We start from the raw sequence: 19,121 nt of genomic DNA, 5'->3' as shown, positions 1-19,121 counted from the left end.
GCTGTTCAGCGCCGCGACAGCTCGCTCAGCAGCCCGGGGCTCAGTAGCTGCGGCAGCACCTGGGGTTCGGCTTGGCCCGGGTGGTACCACAGATACAGCGGCACGCCAGAGCGGCCGTGGCGTTCGAGAAAGGCGGTGATGGCTGCATCGCCGCGGGTCCAGTCGCCGCGCATCACGACGACGTTGGCGTCCTGGAAAGCGCGGTGGGTTTCGTCACGCTGGATGGCGACCTGTTCGTTGACTTTGCAGGTCACGCACCAGTCGGCCGTGAAATACACGAAGACCGCTTGCTCGCCCTGGCGCAGCGCGTTCAGGCGGGTTTCGTCGAAGGGCTGGTGTTCGGCTGGGATTGCCGAGGCGGGCGGGGTGATGTCCTGGGCCAGGCCGATACCCAGTGCCAGTACCCCCGCCAAGGCTGCCGGCAGCCAGGCGCGCGACTTGAGCGCACGCTGGCGAAGGCCGCATGCCCACAGGCCCAAGCCCAGCAGCAGGGTGCAGCCGATACCCACCACCAGCGCGGTGCTGCCGACCTGCTGGCTGAGCACCCAGGTCAGGGCCAGGGCGGTGAGGAACATCGGTACGGCGAGGACATGGCGCAGGGTCGTCATCCAGGGGCCGGGCTTGGGCAGGCGGCGGCGCAAGGGCGGGATGAACCCCAGCAACAGGAACGGCAAGGCGATGCCGATGCCAAGGCCGGCGAACACCAGCATGGCGGCAACCGGCGGCAGCACCAGGGCGGTGCCCAGCGCCGCAGCCATGAACGGCCCGCTGCAGGGCGTTGCCACGAAGGCGGCCAGTGCGCCGGTCCAGAAGGCGCCCCGGCTGCCTTTGCTGGCGGCCAGTTCGCCACCGACATCGACCGACGACAGTTCGAACAGCCCCGCCAGGTTGAGCGCGATGGCGCTGGTCAGGAGCAGCAGCACGAGGATCACGCGCGGGTCTTGCAGCTGGAAGGCCCAGCCCAGTTGCGAGCCGCCCGCACGCAGGGCCAGCAGCAGGGCACCGAGCGCGACGCAGACCAGTACCACGCCGCCGGTGTAGGCCAGCGCCTCACGGTGGGCAGTGCCAGCGCTGCTGTTGGCCCGGGCGATGCTCAGGGCCTTGAGGCTGAGAATGGGGAACACGCAGGGCATCAGGTTGAGCAGCACGCCGCCGAGTACAGCGCCAGCCAGGGCCACGAGCGTCAGGCCGAGGGTGTCGCTGGCCGATGCCGTTTGCGGGGTGGCATGCAGTTCCAGGCCGAGTCCGTTGCCCAGGGCGAGCACGGCGTCGAACGAATCGGGGCGCTGTTTACCGGCGGCAGTCTCGATGATCAACAGGTCGCCGTCGCGGCTGATGCGCTGCTCGGCGGCATGGTCGATGGCGCCCGGGGTGAGGGCGAACAGGTGGGGCGCTTCGATTGCCTGCGCGGCCGGCAGCGGGATGCTCAGACGAAACACGTCGTTCTCGACCTGAAAATGCGCCGGACTGCCCAGCGGCCGGGGCAGGGCCTGGCGCCAGGTAGCAAATGCGTCGCGCACGGTGTCGTCGGGCTGGCCTTGGCCGACGGTCAGTTGCAGTTCGAGGCTGGCGCGTTCCGGCACGCAGGCATCGTGGCGGCAGGCGAGGTAGGCCATGTCCAGGCGGATGGGCAGCGGCTGCCCATGCGGCAGGTTGGCCGCCACCTCAAGGGGGACCAGCAGCGCGTAGGGGTGTTCGTAGACATGATTCATCAACCCATCGATCAGCAGCGTCTGCGGCACGGGGTAGGCCGGCTCGCCTGCGCTGACGCCTTCGGGCAGGTGCCAGGTCAGCCGTGGCGCCAGGCCCGCATCGCCCGGTTGCTTCCAGTACCCGTGCCAGTCGCCCTGTGGCTCCATGACAATGGCCAGGGTAGTGGTCTGGCCTGCCGCGGGCGTTTTGCTGTGCGCCACCAGCGAGGTGGCGATGAGCGTTTCGTCGCTACCGGGCATGCCTTGCGCCCAGGCGATTGGGCCGGCGAACAGGGTGAGCAGCAGGGCGGTCAGCAGCCGAATGGACATGGAGGGCCTTGGTGGATTGAACGGAACCGGTAGCGGCAGGGAGCCGCTACCGTGTTTTCAGCGGTGGGTGATGGCCTTCAGGGCCTCGGCCAGTTGCGTGTCTTGCGGGCCGAGCACGCGGGCAACACGGCCCTGGGCATCGAGCAGCACGACACTGGGGATGTCGCGCACGCCAAAGGCACGGAACAACGCGTCGTCTTCATCCAGGGCCAGGGGCAGTTGCGTGCCGGTGGAGGCCTGGTAGTCCTGCAGGTCTTGCTGGGAGGTCCAGAGGCCGGAGGAGATGCCGAGCCAGTCGAGGTCATGCTGGTCGGCCAGGCGCTCGACATCCTCGCGCACGCGCTGGCAGGCCTGGGAGGTCTGCGGGCGGCTTTCGGCCAGGTAAGGCTCACACCAGGGGGCGAAGAACACCAGGGCCCGCGCTTGGCCATTGCCCTGGCCGAGCGCGACCTCATCGCCCTTGAGCGTGGTCAGGCGCAGGCCGTTCACCTGGTCACCGACCTTGAAGGTTTGCGCCGGGTCGGCGGTGTCGTCCACCTTGCTGGCGACCGTGGTGTCGGCCGCTGCGCGCACACGCTCCAGGGCCGCGTGCAACTGAGGGTCGTCCAGGTGGCCAACGTGGGCGATGCGCCCGTCTCGACCGATCAACACATGCTGCGGGGTGACACGCAGGTTGAGCGCGGCGGCCAGGCTGCCATCGTCGACGACGATGGGCATGGTCAACCCCAGTTCCTTGCGGTAGGCGCGGATCGACTCGATGTCGTCGCTGAAGCCGGTGTTCACCGCGATGACCTGGATGTCGTCGCCCAGCGACTGTTGAACCGCCTCGAAGCCCGGCATCTGCTGCCGGCACGGCACGCACCAGGTGGCCCAGAACTTGAGGTAGACCGGCTTCTTGCCGTACAGCTGCGACAGGTCGAGCGTTTCGCCGTCGATGGTCGTGAGCCGGGCCTGCGGCGCGGGTTTGCCGATCAGCGAGGCGCCGGCTTGCTGGGCGCGGCGTTCGCCTTCATCGATGCTGGCGTCTTCGGCGTGGGCGAGGTGGCAGGTCCCGAGGAGTGTGAGCAGGCAGGCCAGCCGGGTCAGGCATGTCATGAGTGGCACGGAGGGTTTCCTTTCAGTCAGCGTGCAGGGCATGCGCGGCTCGCGCTCGATCGAACGACGGCCGCCGGCGTAAAAACAGGCGCCATCATCAGGGATCGACGGTGTAATAAAAAGTGCCAAGAATGGCACGCTCGCCTGTACCATCGCGATTCAGTGCCGGCCCATGCGCCTGGCATCAAGGCGTGCTTTCACGCGGCAACGGACGATCGATCGGCGGGCTCATGGACATTCTTTCCGAGTTTTTCGAACGCACCAACCTGCAGGGCCGGCTGTTTTTCGCGGGCCAGGTGGACGGCACGCTGTTGCTCGACAAGCCGCCGGGCATGGCCTTCATCCATGTGATCGAACGCGGCGGGCTCGACCTGGTGCAGCCAGGGGTGCCGACGATTTCGGTGACCGAGCCGAGCGTGCTGTTCTGCCCGAGCAGCTGCCGCTACCAGTTGCGTGCCAGCACCGAGCAGGGCGCGAACCTGATCTGTGCGTCCTTCCAGTTCGGCCGCCAGTCGATGCAGGCCTTTCCCCTGGGCCTTACCGAAACCCTCATCTTCCCGCTGAGTGCGCTGCACACGCTGGTGCCGGCGATCACGGCCCTGGCCGGTGAGTTCGCCGACCAGGCACCGGGGCGCAGCAAGGCGCTCAACCTGTTGTTCGAGTACCTGTTCATCCTGCTGGTACGGCGCGCGGTCGAGCAGGAAAAACTCTCCGGCGGGCTGCTGTTCGCCCTGCAGGACCGGCGCCTGGGCGAGGTGCTGCGCAGCGTGCACAACGCCCCGGAGGAGCCCTGGAGCGTCGAGCAGTTGGCGGCGCTGGCCTCGATGTCACGCTCCAAGTTCTCTGCGCATTTCTCGCGAATCATGGGCATGTCGCCCATGGCCTACCTCACGGCTTGGCGGATGAAGGTCGCGCAGGATCTGCTGCGCGACAGCGTGCCGATCAAGATCGTCGCCGATGCGGTGGGCTACGGCTCTCAGGCTGCCTTCAGCCGCACCTTTGTGCAGCACATCGGGTTGCCGCCGGCCGAATGGCTGAAACAGGCCACCCGCGAGGAGACCGTGCAGATCGAAGCGCGTGTCGTGCCTCAGGACGCGCCGGCATGAGTACGCCGCGTGGATAAGGTGCGGATCGAGCTCAATCGCCAGGCAGGGCCTTCGCTGATCGAGCAAATACGCCTCGGCATCGCGACCGCTATCCGCGACGGGCAGTTGTATGCCGGGGCGCGCATGCCATCCTGGCGCGATCTGGCGGCGCAACTGGGGGTGGCGCGGGGTACCGTGCGTGCGGCCTATGAACGCCTGATCGACGAACAGCTGCTGGTGGCGCGGGGCGCGGCGGGCACCTATGTGTGCGAGCACCTGCCGGCCCGCCAGGGCGAAGGCGAAGCGTCGGGCCTGCGCGCGCCGTTGCCGGGATTTTTCGTGCAGGCGTTCGGCAGCGCGCCCCTGGTGTTCCAGGTGGGGGTGCCGGCGCAGGACGCGTTTCCGTACACGCTCTGGAGCCGCATGGCGATTGGTGCCGCCCGCCAGGCCGCCAGCAGCCCGACCAATTACCCGGACCCGCGTGGCGAACGGGCCCTGCGGGTAGAGATCGCCGCCTACCTGGCAGTCGCGCGCGGGCTGGTGTGTTCGCCCGACCAGATTCTGCTGACCAGCGGCTATGCCGGCGCCCTGGGCCTGGCGCTGCACGGGTTGCCGCTGCGCAACGCCGATGCCTGGTTCGAGGAGCCGGGGTACCCGTTGGCCCGCATCGCCCTGAAGCAGGCGGGCCTGCGGCCCGTGCCGGTCGAGGTCGACGAACAGGGACTGAAGGTCGAGCAGGGCATCGCCAGGGCGCCCCGGGCCGCGCTGGCCGTGGTCACGGCCGGGCAGCAGGCACCGCTGGGCATGACCCTGTCCCTGGCGCGCCGCCACGCCTTGCTGGAGTGGGCCGCGCGCAGCGACAGCTGGATCATCGAGGACGATTACCTCAGCGAACTGCAACTGGCGGGCAAGGCCGCGCCGGCACTGGCCTCGCTGGACCGGGACGGGCGGGTGATCCACATCGGCACGTTCAGCAAGACCATCAGCCCGTCGTTGCGCCTGGGCTTCATGGTGGTACCCGCCGCACTGGCCAATCGCTTCGTGGATGCGGCTGCCGTGCTGGCACCGGCGCCGGCCATGGCGACCCAACTGGCGCTGGCCGCGTTCATCAAGAGCGGCCACTACCTGCGGCATCTGCGGCGAATGAAACGGCTCTACGCCGCCCGCCTGGGGCTGCTGCACGGGGTGTTGAGCGCCCACGGCACCCGGGACGCCATGGCTGGCCTGGCATTGCTCCTGCCGCTGGCGGACGGCCAGGACGATGAGCGCATCGCCCGGCAGGCCCTGGAGATCGGCCTGGCGCCGGCGCCCCTGAGCGTCTGGTATGCCGAACCCGAGCAGGCCAGATCAGGCTTGCTGCTGGGGATACCCAATGTTCAGGAGCACAATGTTGACCAGGCGTGCGACCAACTCCTGGGGCTCATCGACGAAGCCTGAATGCGCCAAGGCTGCCGCCAGTCTTGAAGGCATTGAAGAAAACGGCTGCTCGATATACTGTTTATGCATACAGTATTTTTGAGTGTTCCGTTCGTGACGTGCCTGATTCTTTTCCCACATGCTGCAAAACCAGGGGGGAGCCCTGTACGCCGCCCCACAGCGGGCTTGCCGTAATGGGCGCCGTGGTTGCCCTGGACAGCCTGCTGGATGCACGGCGGGTCTGGAAAGGGCGTGCGACCGTTGCGCCGGCCAGCACCCAGGCCACCGGGCATGCCGCTCTGGATGCTGCCTTGCCGGCCGCCGGGTGGCCGGATGGGGCGCTGACCGAGGTGCTGGTGGCCGCCGACGGCATCGGTGAGCTGAACCTGCTGTGGCCGACCCTGGCCCGTCTGACCCACAGCGGCGAGCGGGTGGTGCTGGTGGCGCCGCCCCATGTGCCCTACGCGCCGGCCTGGCAGGCGGCTGGCGTGGCCCTGCAGCGCCTGGCGATCGTCGAGGCGAGTGGGCGCGATGCCTTGTGGGCAGCCGAGCAGTGCCTGCGCTCGGGCAGCTGTGGCGCGGTGCTGTGCTGGTTGCCCGACGCGGATGACCGGGCCTTGCGCCGCCTGCAGATGGCGGCGGAAACAGGGCAGACCCTGGCCTTCGCCTACCGCCCGGCGTCGGCGGCGCTCAACCCATCCCCGGCGGCGCTGCGCATCGCCCTGGATGCCGGCCCGGCCCAGGTGCGCATCCTCAAGTGCCGGGGTGGCTTGCCGCCGGCAGCGCCACTGCAACTGACAGCGGTGCATTGACCCATGCGCTGGGCCTGTGTGCTGTTCCCCCAGTTGGCGCTGGACGCCGTGCTGCGCAGTTGCGCCACACCGGATGCGCCCCTGGTGCTGGTCACGGGTACGCCGCAGCGGCGTGTGCTCAAGGCGGTGAATGAGGCCGCACGCGAGCTGGGGCTGCGCCCGGGGCAATCCCTGGCGGCGGCCCATGCCTTGACCCGGGATTTCGCCCAGCATGAATACGACGCGGCCCAGATCGAGCGCAGCCAGCAGTTCCTGGCGGCCTGGGGCTACCGCTTCAGCTCCCACGTCAGCCTGCATTACCCGCGAACGCTGCTGATGGAAGTGGAATCCTGCTTCGGTCTGTTCGGCCCCTGGCCACGGTTCGAAGCGCGGCTGCGCGAAGAACTGACGGCCCTGGGCTTTCGCCACCGCATCGTGGTGGCGCCCACGGCCATGGCGGCGCGGGTACTGGCCAACGCCCACGATGGTCTGGCGGTCGCGGACCGGCCGAGCATGCGCGAGTTGCTCGGGCAATTGCCGGTGGCCCGGGCCGGCTTGCCGCCGGAGGTGACCACTGCCTTTACCCGCATGGGCGTGCGCACCCTGCAGCAGGTGCTGGCGTTGCCGCGCAACGGCCTGGCGCGACGCTTTCCCGCCGAGGTGCTGCTGCACCTCGACACCTTGCTGGGGGACCGTGCCCTGGCGCTGGATTTCTATACGCCACCCGATGAGTTCGACGTGCGCATCGAGCTGAATTTCGATGTCGAGTCGCACCAGGCGCTGCTGTTCCCCCTGCGTCGGTTGACGGCCGACCTGGGGGCCTTTCTCGCCGGCCGTGACAGCGGCGTGCAGCGCTTCACCCTGCACCTGGAGCATGTCGACGGGGCCGACAGCCAGGTGCCGGTGGGCCTGCTCAGTGCCGAGCGCGAGCCGGGCATGCTGTTCGAACTGGCCCGTGGACGGCTGGAACAGGTGCAGGTGATCGCACCGGTACGGGCGATCCGCCTGACGGCCCGGGACCTGCCGCGCTTCGTGCCGGAGCACCGGCAGCTGTTCGATGAGCGGCCGCAGCAATCCATGCCCTGGGAGCAACTGCGCGAGCGCCTGCGGGCGCGCCTGGGCGATGAAGCCGTGCACGGTTTGTGGGCCCAGGCCGATCACCGCCCCGAGCATGCCTGGCAGGCGCTCGAGACAGGCAAGGTGCTGTCACCCCTCGACCCCAGTCTGCGCCCCGGCTGGCTCTTGCAGGAGCCTCAGCCCTGGCGCGGTCGGCCTCGGCTGCTGGCCGGCCCCGAGCGCATCGAGTCCGGCTGGTGGGACGGCCACGACGTGCGACGCGACTATTACCTGGCCGAAACCCCGGAAGGCCAGCGCGCCTGGGTGTACCGGCCGGTGGGCGATGACGAAGGCTTCTACCTGCACGGCTGGTTCGCATGAGCGCCGTTTATGCCGAGCTGCATTGCCTGTCCAATTTCAGCTTTCAGCGGGGCGCCTCCAGCGCCGCCGAGCTGTTCGAGCGGGCACGCCAGCTGGGTTACGCGGCCCTGGCGATCACCGACGAATGCACCCTGGCAGGCATCGTCCGCGCCTGGCAGGCCGCAATGGATCACCAGGTGCCGCTGATCGTCGGCAGCGAGCTGCAAGTGGAAAACGGCCCGCGCCTGGTGCTGCTGGTGGAGAACCTGCCCGGTTACCAGGTGTTGTGCCGGCTTATCACCCGAGCCCGGCGCCGGGCACCCAAGGGCGAATACTGCGTGCTGCGCGAGGATTTCGACGAGCCGCTGGAGGGGCTGCTGGCCCTCTGGTTGCCCGAGCGGCAGCCGAATGCTGCTCACGGCGAGTGGCTGCGGGCGCGTTTCCCGCAACGGCTGTGGCTGGCGGTGGAGCTGCACCGGGGGCCGGATGACCAGCAGCGCCTTGCCGCGTTGCAGGACCTGGCGCTGCGTTTGGACCTGCCGCAGGTGGCCACAGGTGACGTGCACATGCACGCCCGCGGCCGGCGCGCCCTGCAAGACACCATGACCGCGATCCGCCACCACCTGCCGGTGAGCGACGCCGGGCACCGCCTGTTCCCCAATGGTGAGCGGCACCTGCGCACGCCCCAGGCCCTGGCCGATCTCTACCCGGCCGAGCTGCTCGCCGAATCGCTGCACATTGCCCAGCGCTGCACCTTCGACCTGAAGCAGTTGAAGTACGAATACCCCCGTGAACTGGTGCCCGAAGGGCACACACCGGCGTCCTGGCTGCGGCACCTGACGGAAGAGGGCATGCGCTGGCGCTGGGCGAAGGGGGCGCCCGACAAGGCTCGGGAGCTGGTGGAATACGAGCTGGGCGTGATCAGCGACCTGGGCTACGAAAGCTACTTCCTTACGGTCCACGACATCGTCCGCTTCGCCCGTAGCCGTCACATCCTCTGTCAGGGGCGTGGCTCTGCCGCCAACTCGACGGTCTGCTTTGCCCTGGGCATCACCGAACTCGACCCGTCGGAGAGGAAGATGCTGTTCGAGCGTTTCATCTCCCGGGAGCGCAACGAGCCGCCGGATATCGACGTGGACTTCGAGCACGAGCGCCGCGAGGAAGTGTTGCAGTACGTGTTCCAGCGGTATGGCCGGGGGCGGGCGGCGCTGACCGCGGTGGTCAGCACCTACCACGCCACCGGTGCCGTGCGCGATGTGGCCAAGGCCCTGGGTCTGCCACCGGACCAGGTCAATGCCCTGGCCGACTGCTGCGGCCGCTGGAGCGACACCATCCCGCCGCGCGAACGCCTGGAAGAGGCGGGGTTCGACCCGGACAGCCCGGTGCTGCACCGGGTGCTGACCCTGACCGGGCAACTGATCGGCTTTCCCCGGCACCTGTCCCAGCACCCCGGCGGTTTCGTGATCTCCGAGCAGCCCCTGGACACCCTGGTGCCGGTGGAGAACGCGGCCATGGACGAGCGCACCATCATCCAGTGGGACAAGGACGACCTCGACCTGGTGGGCCTGCTCAAGGTCGATATCCTCGCCCTGGGCATGCTCAGCGCCTTGCGCCGCACCTTCGACCTGCTGCGCCGCTACCGGGGCCGCGACCTGACCCTGGCGACCATTCCCGCTGAAGACCCGCAGACCTACGCCATGATCAGTCGTGCTGACACCATTGGCGTGTTCCAGATCGAATCCCGGGCGCAGATGGCCATGCTGCCTCGGCTGAAACCAAATACTTTCTACGACCTTGTGATCGAGGTGGCCATCGTCCGCCCGGGGCCGATCCAGGGTGACATGGTGCACCCTTACCTGCGCCGGCGTAACGGCGAGGAGGCCGTGACCTATCCCTCGGAAGAACTGAAGCCCGTGTTCGAGCGCACCCTGGGCGTGCCGCTGTTCCAGGAACAGGTCATGGAACTGGCGGTGATCGCCGCCGGCTACACCCCCGGCGAGGCCGACCAGTTGCGCCGCTCCATGGCCGCCTGGAAGCGCCACGGCGACCTGGAACCGCACCGCAAGCGCCTGGCCGATGGCATGCTGGAACGGGGCTACAGCGCCGACTTCGCCGCGCGCATCTTCGAGCAGATCAAGGGCTTCGGCAGCTACGGCTTCCCCGAGTCCCACGCCGCCAGCTTCGCGCTGCTGACCTACGCCAGCTGCTGGCTCAAGTGCCACGAACCGGCGGCCTATGCCTGTGCGCTGATCAACAGCTGGCCCATGGGCTTCTACAGCCCCGACCAGATCCTCCAGGACGCCCGACGCCACCGGATCGAAGTGCGCCCGGTGGACGTGACGCAGAGTGAGTGGGACTGCTCCCTGGAGCCCGGCGACGGCGAACAGCTCGCCATCCGCCTGGGGCTGCGCATGGTCCGCGGGCTGCAGGAAGAGGAAGGCCGGCGGATCGAACAGGCGCGCCAGGCTCAGGCCTTCACCAGCATCGGCGACCTGTGCCGCCGCGCCGCGCTGGATGCCCGGGCCCGGGAGCGGCTGGCCGATGCCAACGCCTTGCGCCCGCTCACCGGCAACCGCCACGAGGCGCGCTGGGCAGTGGCGGGGGTCGAGGTGCAGCCGCCGCTGTTCGCCCAACTGCCGCTCGAAGATGACCACCGGGCGCACCTCCCGGCGCCCACGGTGGGCGAAGACCTGCAGACCGACTACTTCACCCTGGGCACCACCCTGGGGCCACACCCGCTGGCGTTGCTGCGCCCGAAACTGGGCGAGCGGCGCTGCCGCAGCTCGGCCTTGCTGGCCACGGTCGGCCATGGGCGCAACGTGCGCGTAGCCGGCCTGGTGGTGGGCCGCCAACGCCCGCAGACCGCCAGCGGCGTGACCTTCGTGACCCTGGAAGACGAATACGGCATGGTCAACGTGGTGGTCTGGCACGACCTGGCCCAGCGTCAGCGCCGGGTGCTGCTGGAGGCTCAGTTGCTGGAGGTGGATGGCCACTTGGAATCCGAAGCCGGGGTGCGCCATATCATTGCTGGTCGTCTGAACGACCTGACGCCACTGCTGACCGGGCTGACCGTGCGCAGCCGGGATTTCCACTGAGTCGGCTTGCCGCAGGGTGGGGGAGGATCGCGGTTTCGCCGATTCACCGTGGCGACGCCATGGTGGATGTAAAAAGCGACATCCACCCTACGGATGCCCTGAATTTTCCAGGCATGCCGCCATCCGTAGGAGCGGGCTTGCCCGCGAGCTCTTCCCCGAATCGACAACCGTTGAAGCTCGCGGCCAAGGCCGCTCCTACAAAGGCAATCCCGTAGGGTGGATCACGCTTCACCGATCCACCATGGCGATACACGCCGAAAACAGAAAACCCCGCCCAGGCAGCACCTGGGCGGGGTTTCGGGTGCAGCGGGTCAACAGATCAGCGGCTGGTAGCCTGCGCCGCTTCGTCGATCAGGTCGGCCACTTGTTGTGGGTTGGAGGTCATCACCACGTGGGAAGCGCCGTCGATCACCACGGTTTTCTTGGAGCCAGCGCGGTCGGCCATGAACTTCAGCGCGGCTTCGGGGATGTTCTTGTCCGCCGAGCCGTAGATGAACCACGACGGGGTGTATTTCCAGGCCGGGTTGACCGCCGGCTCACCCAGCGCTGCGGTGGTGATCGGACGTTGGGTGGCGGCCATCAGCGCGGCGTCGGCCGGTGCCACGTCGGCAGCGAACTGCTCGGCGAACTTGTCCTGCTGGATGTACAGGTCCTGGTTGCCATCGATCAGCGTCACCGGGTCGGCCAGGGTCGGGCCGAGGGTGCCGCCCGGGTAGCGACCGGACAGTTCGAGCACGGTCTCGCCTTTTTCCGGGGCAAAGGCCGCCACGTAGACCAGCGCCTTGACGTTCGCGTTGCCATGCACGGCGTCGGAAATCACCTGGCCACCGTAGGAGTGGCCGACCAGGATCACCGGGCCTTTGGTGTGCTCGACCAGTTGCGAAACGTAGTCGGAGTCGCCTTTAACGCTGCGCAGCGGGTTGGCGACAGCGATCACCGGGTAGCCCTCGGCCTGCAGGCGGGAGGCCACGCCGTTCCAGCTGGAGGATTCGGCGAAGGCACCGTGGACCAGGATCACCGTGGCCTTGTCGGAAGGCGGGGCGATCGGCGCGGCAACGGCGCTGAAGGTGGACAGGCTGCTAGCGGCGATCAGGGCAGTCATGGCGGCCCAATTGCGTGGGGAGATGGACATGGGTATTTCCTTTTGATTGGCGGTTAGGGGCTAAAGCGTTTTGCTGCCCGCACCGGTATGTGCGGGACAGCAGGGTTGGATTCAGTGGGTGAGCAGGGGCGTCAGTTGGCCTGCGCGGTCCAGGGCAGCCAGGTCATCGAAGCCGCCGACATGGCGTTCGCCGATGAAGATCTGTGGCACGGTGCGGCGGCCGCTGCGGGCCATCATTTCGCGGATCAGCTCGGGGGATGATTCGATGTTGATTTCCCGCGGCGCCACACCCTTGCTGGCCAAGAGGGCCTTGGCGTTACGGCAGTACGGGCAAGTGCTGGTGGTGTACAGGGTAACTTCAGACATGATCGGCACTCCGTGAGTGGCTGATGCCTCGTGCATCAGCGATGGAGTGATAGTGACGAAGAACGCTTTCCATTCGGACGCAAATAGTCGAAATTATTGTGCAGATCGTCCAAATCGCTTTATGAGGCTTCCCATGGACCGCTTATCGACCCTGCTCAAGCATTTCGGTGTCAGCGCCGGCACCTACCACACCGGCGGGCTGTGCGGCAGCGCGGCCTTCGATGATTCCGAGGAATACGGCTACCTGCACATCCTGCGCGCCGGGCAGATGACCCTGCGCGTAGCCCATGACCAGGAAATCCGCCTGGAAAAGCCCTCGCTGGTGCTGTTCCCGCGGCCATACCGGCACCGCATGATCGCCAGCGAAGCAGACAGCGCGCAGATGGTCTGCGCCCGGCTGGGCTTCGACGGCGGCGGGCGCAACCCGCTGGCGGGTTCGCTGCCGGACTACCTGATCTTCGGCCTGGACGAGGTACCCATGCTGGGCAGCACCCTGGAATGGCTGCTGGATGAGGCCAGCGCGACCCATTGCGGCCGTGAAGCCGTGCTCAATCGACTCTTCGAACTGGTGATCATCCAGCTGTTGCGCCATATGATGGCCAGCCACAGCGTCTCCAGCGGCATGATGGCGGGGCTGGCGGACCTGCGCCTGGCCAAGGCCATGAGCCTGATGCACGACAACCCCGAGCATCCCTGGTCCCTGGTGGAACTGGCCGCGCAGTGCAACATGTCGCGGGCCAGCTTCGCCGCGCATTTTCGTGAAGTGGTGGGGCAGACACCGGCCGATTACCTGGCCAGCTGGCGGGTCAGCCTGGTGCAGAAGCGCCTGCGCGAAGGCAAACCGGTGGCGCTGATCGCCGACGAAGTGGGCTATGAAAGCCCCTCGGCCCTGGCCCGGGCCTTCCGCCGCAAGACCGGGGAAAGCCCGCTGCAGTGGCGCGGCAAATACGCCTGATTCATTGAATACCGAGCAAGGATGCACCGACCGTGAACGTGCTTTTCATCTGCGGCAAAAACCGCCTGCGCAGCCCGACGGCAGAACAGGTATTTGCCGATTGGCCGGGGGTGGAAACCGCCTCGGCCGGTGTGGGCAACGATGCCGACGTGCCCGTGGATATCGAGGTGCTGGCCTGGGCCGAACTGATCTGCGTGATGGAGCCGGCCCACCGCCGCAAGCTGACTGCGCGCTTCAAGGCGCACCTGGCCAACAAGCGCACCGTGTGCCTGGACATCCCCGACGATTTCGCCTTCATGGCGCCGGAGCTGGTTCAGCTGCTCCAGGCCAAGGTGCCGCGCTACCTGCCGGGCTGAGCCCTATTCACGGCCACGAACAAACCCCTCAATCAACATCAAGTAAATTTTCCATCTCAATGTTTATAAAGAATTTTATCGTCAGAAACTGGCCGTACCTGGCCATCATCTTCATCGGCCTGCTACTGGTGAACAGCACCCGGGAAGTCGGCCTCGAACTGTTCAGCCGCGACATCGATCCCGAGCGGGGCATGATGATGAGCCTGGGCCTGCAACACAGCGCCGGCGTGCTGTGCATCATGTTCGCGCTGTACAAGATGTTCTGGCCCAAACGATAAGGCGGCCCCTGGAGAGCCGCCTCGTCTAAGCCCAGCCATCAGCCCAGCCGCACACCCGTCATGCCCAGCATGATGCCCAGCGAGACCAGCGCCGCGACGCCGGCACCGAAGAACCACAGCTGGTCGGCCGCCCGGCGGGCCATGCCGTGGGCCAGCGCCACCACCCGCAGGCCCGACACCAGGTGGGCCAGGATGAAGAACACGCCTAGGGCGTAGTGCGGCACCAGGCGGATGCTCCAGGGGTCGAGCAGCAGACCGGTGGGGGCGCCAGTGGCGAAGGCCCAGTCGGTTTCGATGCCGGCCCAGGTGCGGGCGAAGATGAACACCGCGTTCAGGTGGCCGAGGATGAACACCGAGAGGAACACCCCCGAGGCGATCTGGAAGATGCGCTGGAAGTCACCGCCACGGGCGCTCCAGTGCCAGGCCAGGTACAGGCCGGAGAACACCTGGAACAGCAGCGCGGCGACCAGCAGCGGTTCGACCACCGGCGAGCGGTAGACCACACGGCCCAGCTCCATGATCTCGGCGTGGGCCTCGGGGCCGAGCAGGCCGAACAGGTGGTTGAACAGGTGGAAGGCGATGAACAGCGTCACCAGCGCGCCGGAAATGCCGTGGGCCACACGGGTTGCGGCGCTGCTGCGGTGTTCCGCCGGCGCCTCGGTCGAACGGTTTGGCAGCAGCACGGCGAACGCGGCCAGGGCCAGCCAGATCGGCGTCCAGACCCAGCTGTCCGGCACCGGGCTGCCCAGCATGTACAGGTTCACCCCCAGGAAGCAGTACAACGTGGGCGCGGCCACCACCAGCAGCGCCAGGCGCCGGGCACGCGCCTGGCGGGTGCTGACCAAGCCGGTTTCCCGGCACGCGACGAACAGGCCCAGGGCCGGCACCAGAAAACTCAGCAGGAGCAGAATCGCCGCCGGCACATAGGCGTGGCCGGTGATCATCAGGTGAAAGGCGTCGAGCAGGAAGGGATAGAACGCGGCAACCACGGCGGGCAACCACAAAGGCCAGGCGGCCACGCGGGTCGCGGGCCAGGGCGTGGGGGACAGCAGGGGGTTGGCATCGGGCACGGTCAGTTCCTCATCGGTAAGGGAAGGCTGGTGCGAGGATGCAGGGACCAAGGACTACTGTATTGATCCAATTACGGTGATTTCGACTGATCCACTTGCCGCGCCAATCCGCTCTGGAACGCGCTGCACAGCCTTAAAAAATCCTGCCAGGCAGGACGACACCCGGCAGGCAATATCGGCCCTTAGGCCACCACAGGAATCAGCGGGTCGGCAGCGGCGAGGGCGCTGGCGCGGTCCGGGGCGGGCGGGTAGATCCACTGCGTGTTGATCTGGATCTTCAGCTCCTTGGCCTCGGCCTTGGTCAGCACCACCTGGCGCTCCCAGCCTTCGGTGAACACGGCGCCCCAGGCACCGAGGTCCAGGCAGGTCACGTACTTGGGCTGGCTGTAGGGGATCGGCTTGAGGCCCAACAGGTCGGCCACGGCGTTGTTGCCGGCCGAGCGGCCGAGGGCAATCGCGTGCTGGCAGCTCATCAGCGCGTGGTTGCCCATGTCGTCGCAGGGCACGAAGGCGGTGTCGCCGGTGGCGTAGACCGCGTCCTGGCCGATCACCTTGAGGTTCTGGTCGGTGTGCAGGCGGCCGAAGCGATCACGCTCGCCGGCGATCTGCGTGGTCAGCGGCGAGGCCCGCAGGCCCACGGCCCAGATCACCGTCCTGGCATCGATGCGTTCGCCGTTGTCGAGCACCACGCCATTGGCATCCACCGCGGTCACCAGGGTGCCGGTGCGCCACTGCACGCCCAGGGTGTCGCTGGCTTCGGCCACCACCTCGGCGATCTGGCTGCCCAGGGCAATGCCGACGCGCTTGCCGGGATCGACGATGATCACGCGGATCGCCGCGCTGTCACCCAGGATGGCGCGCAGGCGGGCGGGCATTTCGGTGGCGGCCTCGATGCCGGTGAAGCCGCCGCCGACCACCACCACGGTGTTGCGGGCGGGGGAATCCGGCAGCGTGCGCAGGCTTCGCAGATGGTCTTCCAGCTCGAGCGCGGAAGCCAGGCTGTCGACGTCGAAGGTATGACGGTCCATGCCGCCCTGGCTCGGTCGCGCCACCTGGCTGCCAGCCGCCAGCACCAGGCGGTCGTAGGCCAGTGCCTGCTCGGCACCGGTGGCATCGACGTAGCTGACGCGCTTGCCCTGGGTGTCGATCTGGGTGGCGGTGCCCTGGACGAAATTCACCCCCACGGCGTCGAACAGCTCGCCCAGCGGGGCCGTGGTGCTGGCCGCGTCGGGCTCGTAGAGGCGCGGCCGCACGTGCAGCTCGGCCTGGGGCGCGAGCAGGGTGACGGTGACGTCCTGGCGTTGCTGCTGGTCGAGCAGGCGCAGGGCGGCGAGGGCGCTCCACAGGCCGCCGAAGCCGGCGCCGATGATCAGAATCTGTTGTTTCATGACTCACTCCATGATCGAGACAAGAGAGGAAAAATCACCGGGCGACCGCGATAACGGCCCGTACTGCGAAAGCGAGTGTGCCGCTGCGTCGGTTCATGGTATTGATCCACTCCGTGCCGAAGTCATTGGTCCACTTGGGAAGCTCATATGCCACGCGACAAGCAACCGCCGCTCGTTGTCTTCATGCCCCTGGGTGCGCCGGAGCCGGGCACCACGCTGCAGCGCTGGCTGTATGACGGGCTGCGCGAGGCGATTCTCAAGGGGCGCCTGCCGGCCGGCAGCAAGCTGCCCGGTACCCGGGTCCTGGCGTCCCACTACGGCCTGGCGCGGGGTACGGTGCAGGCGGCCTACCAGCAGTTGCTCTCCGAAGGCTACCTGGATGCCCACACCGGCAGCGGCACCCGGGTCAGCCAGGTGTTGCCCGGCGTCACCCTGGAGTCCGGCTACGTGCGCCGGCGCATCGTGCCCAGCGTGGAAACCCACGATCCGCCCCCGCAGACGCCGTGGATCGAACGCCTGGCGGCGATCAAGCCAGTGTTCGGCCGCCGCTCGGTAATCCCGGGGCTGCGCCCGTTCTTCCCGCACCGGGGTGATGTGCAGACGTTTCCCGTGGACCTGTGGCGCAAGCTGCATATCCAGCAGCTGCGCTCCTCGCGCATGTCGGCACTGCTGGATTCCGACCCGGCCGGGTTGCCGGCCCTGCGCCAGGCGGTGGCGGGGTACCTGTCCATTGCCCGTGGGGTGCAGGTGTCGGCCGATCGCGTGCTGATCCTGAGCAGCGTGCAACAGGGCCTGGACCTGTGCCTGCGGCTGCTGGTGCAGCCCGGCGAGCCGGTGTGGATGGAGGACCCGGGCTACCCGGGGGCCCGCCAGTTGATGGACGTGACCGGGGTGAACCGGGTGGATGTACCGGTGGACCAGCACGGCCTGGACGTGGACGAGGGCATTCGCCGTGCCCCCAGGGCGCGCCTCGCCTACGTCACGCCGTCCCGGCAGGCCCCCCTGGGCAGCGAGCTGTCGCCGGCGCGGCGCCTGGCCTTGCTGCGTTGGGCGAACACCCAGGGCGCGTACATCTTCGAGGACGACTACGACAGCGAATACCGCTTCATCGCCAAGCCGATTCCCGCGCTGCGTTCGTTGGCGGAGGCGGATCGCTCGGTGATTCTCGCCGGCACCTTCAGCAAGCTGCTGTTCCCGGCCATCCGCCTGGCCTACCTGGTGCTGCCGGCCTCGCTGGTGGAAAGCTTCACCCGGGCCGCCGCACTGACCGCCCGGCACGCCAACAGCCTGGCGCAGGCGGTGCTGGCCGAGTTCATCAGCGAGGGGCACTTCGACCGTCACGTGCGGCAGAAGCGCAAGATCTACGCCTCCCGGGCAGAGGCCTTCGCCGAGGCGGCGCACACCCACTGGCGGGACCTGATTCATGTGCCGGACATCCGCGCGGGCATGGACATCGCCTGCACCCTGGCCCATGAGGACGAAGCCGGCACCTGCGCGCGCCTCGGCAGTGCCGGGATCGATGTGATGCCGCTGTCCAACTACTGCGTGGAGCGCAAGCCGGCCGGCCTGGTGATGGGCTTTGCGCCGTACGACGAACGCGCGATCCAGGACGCCGCCCAGGCGGTGAAGGTCGCCCTGCAGCGCTGAGGGGCGGTTATCCCAGGCGGTCGAGCAGACGTGGCAGGGCAGCGCGGGTGGCGGCCGTCAGGGGCGCGGGCAGGGCATCCAGGGCGAACCAGGCGAAGGCCGCGTGTTTCTCCGGCTCGACCAGGCGCGGCGTGCCGTCGAACCGCTCCGCGAGGTACACCGGCGCCAGCCAGTGTTCCGGCGTGTGCGGGTCGATCTGGTCGACGACACAGAGCAGTTCGAGCGCGTCCAGGTGGATGCCAAGCTCTTCGAGAATCTCGCGTTTTACCGCCTGCTCCACGGGTTCCAGCCAGTCCACCTTGCCGCCGGGCAGGCCCCAGTGTCGGGCTTCGGGTTCGCGCAGGCGCTGGATCAACAGGATGCGGCCATCCTGCACGATAGCGGCGCCGCACCCGAGGCGCGGTTCGGCGGGTTTTACCGGTGATTCGTTCACGGCATGCTCCTTGTTGGCCGGCTCAGGCCTGTGCGAATGCCTGGCGCAGGCGCGTGATGATCTCATCCACGCCCGGCCCCTGGATGGCCGGCGGTATGGGCCGTTCGCCGAATTCCCGCCAGATGAACAGCGTCAGCTCGGCGCCGTCGGTGAGCGACTGGGCGTTGCCTGGCGTGGCGAAGGCGTCGAGTGCGCGGTAGCGGGCGTCTTTCCAAAACAGCGCCTCGACCCAGGCGTACACCGGGATGAAATGAAAATGGATCGGTTGCCCCGGCACATGGCCGTAGCGGCTGATGTACAACCACTTGGGCTGAAGCTGGGTTTCGAGAATCCGTTGGGCCCGGGCGAGCAGGCCGCCCAGTTCCGCCAGCGCCGCCTCGGGCAGGTCGGCCAGCGAATCCACCGGCGCCCGGGACCCCAGCATCACATAGCCGGGCAGGGCACTGGCCAAGTGGTGATTGATGATCCAGTGGGGCGTTTCATGAAGGATGAAACGCGGCGGCAACGTCATGGAAACAGGCCTGCGCTAGAACGGCGCAGCAGGATAACAAGAGACGCCGGGCGTCGCTCGGTTCGGGTGGCAGTCTCGACAGGGCCGCCACCCCAG

General features: G+C 67.8%; 17 protein-coding genes. 9 read left to right on the top strand and 8 right to left on the bottom strand.

The window, feature by feature from the left end:
- Positions 1 to 5: 5 nt before the first annotated feature.
- A complete protein-coding gene (locus N5C28_RS20165) occupies positions 6 to 2,021 on the bottom strand; it encodes a protein-disulfide reductase DsbD domain-containing protein (protein ID WP_279825038.1) in 2,016 nt (671 codons plus the stop codon).
- 57 nt (positions 2,022 to 2,078) lie between these two features.
- A complete protein-coding gene (locus tag N5C28_RS20160; protein WP_279825080.1) occupies positions 2,079 to 3,116 on the bottom strand; it encodes a TlpA disulfide reductase family protein in 1,038 nt (345 codons plus the stop codon).
- Positions 3,117 to 3,346: 230 nt separating this feature from the next.
- Here N5C28_RS20160 and N5C28_RS20155 point away from each other — a divergent pair, with 230 nt between their 5' ends.
- From N5C28_RS20155 to N5C28_RS20135, 5 genes are all read left to right on the top strand, one after another.
- On the top strand, positions 3,347 to 4,222 hold the full coding sequence (locus N5C28_RS20155) for an AraC family transcriptional regulator (RefSeq protein WP_279825036.1): 876 nt from the start codon (positions 3,347 to 3,349) through the stop codon (positions 4,220 to 4,222).
- Positions 4,223 to 4,231: 9 nt separating this feature from the next.
- On the top strand, positions 4,232 to 5,638 hold the full coding sequence (locus N5C28_RS20150; protein WP_279825035.1) for a PLP-dependent aminotransferase family protein: 1,407 nt from the start codon (positions 4,232 to 4,234) through the stop codon (positions 5,636 to 5,638).
- A gap of 173 nt (positions 5,639 to 5,811) precedes the next feature.
- Positions 5,812 to 6,429 (top strand): translesion DNA synthesis-associated protein ImuA, encoded by a 618-nt coding sequence (gene imuA / locus N5C28_RS20145; protein WP_279825034.1) that lies wholly within the window; start codon positions 5,812 to 5,814, stop codon positions 6,427 to 6,429.
- 3 nt (positions 6,430 to 6,432) lie between these two features.
- The gene (locus N5C28_RS20140; protein WP_279825033.1) at positions 6,433 to 7,845 is read left to right on the top strand and encodes a DNA polymerase Y family protein; all 1,413 of its coding nucleotides are present in this window, start codon (positions 6,433 to 6,435) and stop codon (positions 7,843 to 7,845) included.
- Positions 7,842 to 10,919: an error-prone DNA polymerase gene (locus N5C28_RS20135; protein WP_279825031.1), complete on the top strand. Its 3,078-nt coding sequence runs from the start codon at positions 7,842 to 7,844 to the stop codon at positions 10,917 to 10,919. Before N5C28_RS20140 ends, N5C28_RS20135 begins: the two co-directional genes overlap by 4 nt.
- 319 nt (positions 10,920 to 11,238) lie before the next feature.
- On the opposite strand, the gene N5C28_RS20130 is transcribed toward N5C28_RS20135, so the two are convergent.
- Positions 11,239 to 12,051, bottom strand: a complete 813-nt coding sequence (locus N5C28_RS20130) for an alpha/beta hydrolase (protein ID WP_279825030.1) — start codon at positions 12,049 to 12,051, stop codon at positions 11,239 to 11,241.
- An 81-nt stretch (positions 12,052 to 12,132) separates the two neighbouring features.
- Entirely contained in the window at positions 12,133 to 12,387 is a 255-nt protein-coding gene (gene grxC, locus N5C28_RS20125) for a glutaredoxin 3 (RefSeq protein ID WP_279825029.1), read from the bottom strand.
- Positions 12,388 to 12,520: 133 nt separating this feature from the next.
- Between grxC and N5C28_RS20120 the strand changes: the two genes are divergently transcribed.
- Genes N5C28_RS20120 through N5C28_RS20110 form a run of 3 tightly spaced genes read left to right on the top strand, consistent with a single transcriptional unit; the run spans position 12,521 to position 13,976 of the window.
- The gene (locus N5C28_RS20120; protein WP_279825028.1) at positions 12,521 to 13,342 is read left to right on the top strand and encodes an AraC family transcriptional regulator; all 822 of its coding nucleotides are present in this window, start codon (positions 12,521 to 12,523) and stop codon (positions 13,340 to 13,342) included.
- Between the two features lie 32 nt (positions 13,343 to 13,374).
- Positions 13,375 to 13,698 carry a low molecular weight protein tyrosine phosphatase family protein gene (locus N5C28_RS20115; protein WP_279825026.1) on the top strand — a complete coding sequence of 108 codons (324 nt, stop codon included), beginning with the start codon at positions 13,375 to 13,377 and terminating at the stop codon, positions 13,696 to 13,698.
- 59 nt (positions 13,699 to 13,757) lie between these two features.
- Positions 13,758 to 13,976 carry a hypothetical protein gene (locus N5C28_RS20110; RefSeq protein WP_279825024.1) on the top strand — a complete coding sequence of 73 codons (219 nt, stop codon included), beginning with the start codon at positions 13,758 to 13,760 and terminating at the stop codon, positions 13,974 to 13,976.
- Between the two features lie 38 nt (positions 13,977 to 14,014).
- Here N5C28_RS20110 and N5C28_RS20105 read toward each other — a convergent pair whose 3' ends face one another.
- Entirely contained in the window at positions 14,015 to 15,046 is a 1,032-nt protein-coding gene (locus tag N5C28_RS20105) for a hypothetical protein (protein WP_279825023.1), read from the bottom strand.
- A 182-nt stretch (positions 15,047 to 15,228) separates the two neighbouring features.
- A complete protein-coding gene (locus N5C28_RS20100; protein WP_279825022.1) occupies positions 15,229 to 16,434 on the bottom strand; it encodes an FAD-dependent oxidoreductase in 1,206 nt (401 codons plus the stop codon).
- 147 nt (positions 16,435 to 16,581) lie between these two features.
- On the opposite strand from N5C28_RS20100, the gene N5C28_RS20095 reads away from it, so the two are divergent.
- Positions 16,582 to 18,081, top strand: coding sequence for a PLP-dependent aminotransferase family protein (locus N5C28_RS20095; protein ID WP_279825021.1), 1,500 nt, complete (start codon positions 16,582 to 16,584; stop codon positions 18,079 to 18,081).
- A 7-nt stretch (positions 18,082 to 18,088) separates the two neighbouring features.
- Here N5C28_RS20095 and N5C28_RS20090 read toward each other — a convergent pair whose 3' ends face one another.
- Together N5C28_RS20090 and N5C28_RS20085 are read right to left on the bottom strand one after the other, a co-directional pair.
- Complete coding sequence (locus N5C28_RS20090; protein WP_279825019.1) at positions 18,089 to 18,514, bottom strand: NUDIX domain-containing protein; 426 nt, start codon at positions 18,512 to 18,514, stop codon at positions 18,089 to 18,091.
- A 22-nt stretch (positions 18,515 to 18,536) separates the two neighbouring features.
- Positions 18,537 to 19,025 carry an HIT family protein gene (locus tag N5C28_RS20085; RefSeq protein ID WP_279825018.1) on the bottom strand — a complete coding sequence of 163 codons (489 nt, stop codon included), beginning with the start codon at positions 19,023 to 19,025 and terminating at the stop codon, positions 18,537 to 18,539.
- Positions 19,026 to 19,121 lie beyond the last annotated feature (96 nt).

The organism is Pseudomonas sp. GD03944, assembly GCF_029839275.1.
Lineage (GTDB): Bacteria > Pseudomonadota > Gammaproteobacteria > Pseudomonadales > Pseudomonadaceae > Aquipseudomonas.
The sequence above is the reverse complement of the archived record's forward strand: the minus strand, read 5'-3'. Positions and strand labels throughout refer to the sequence as shown.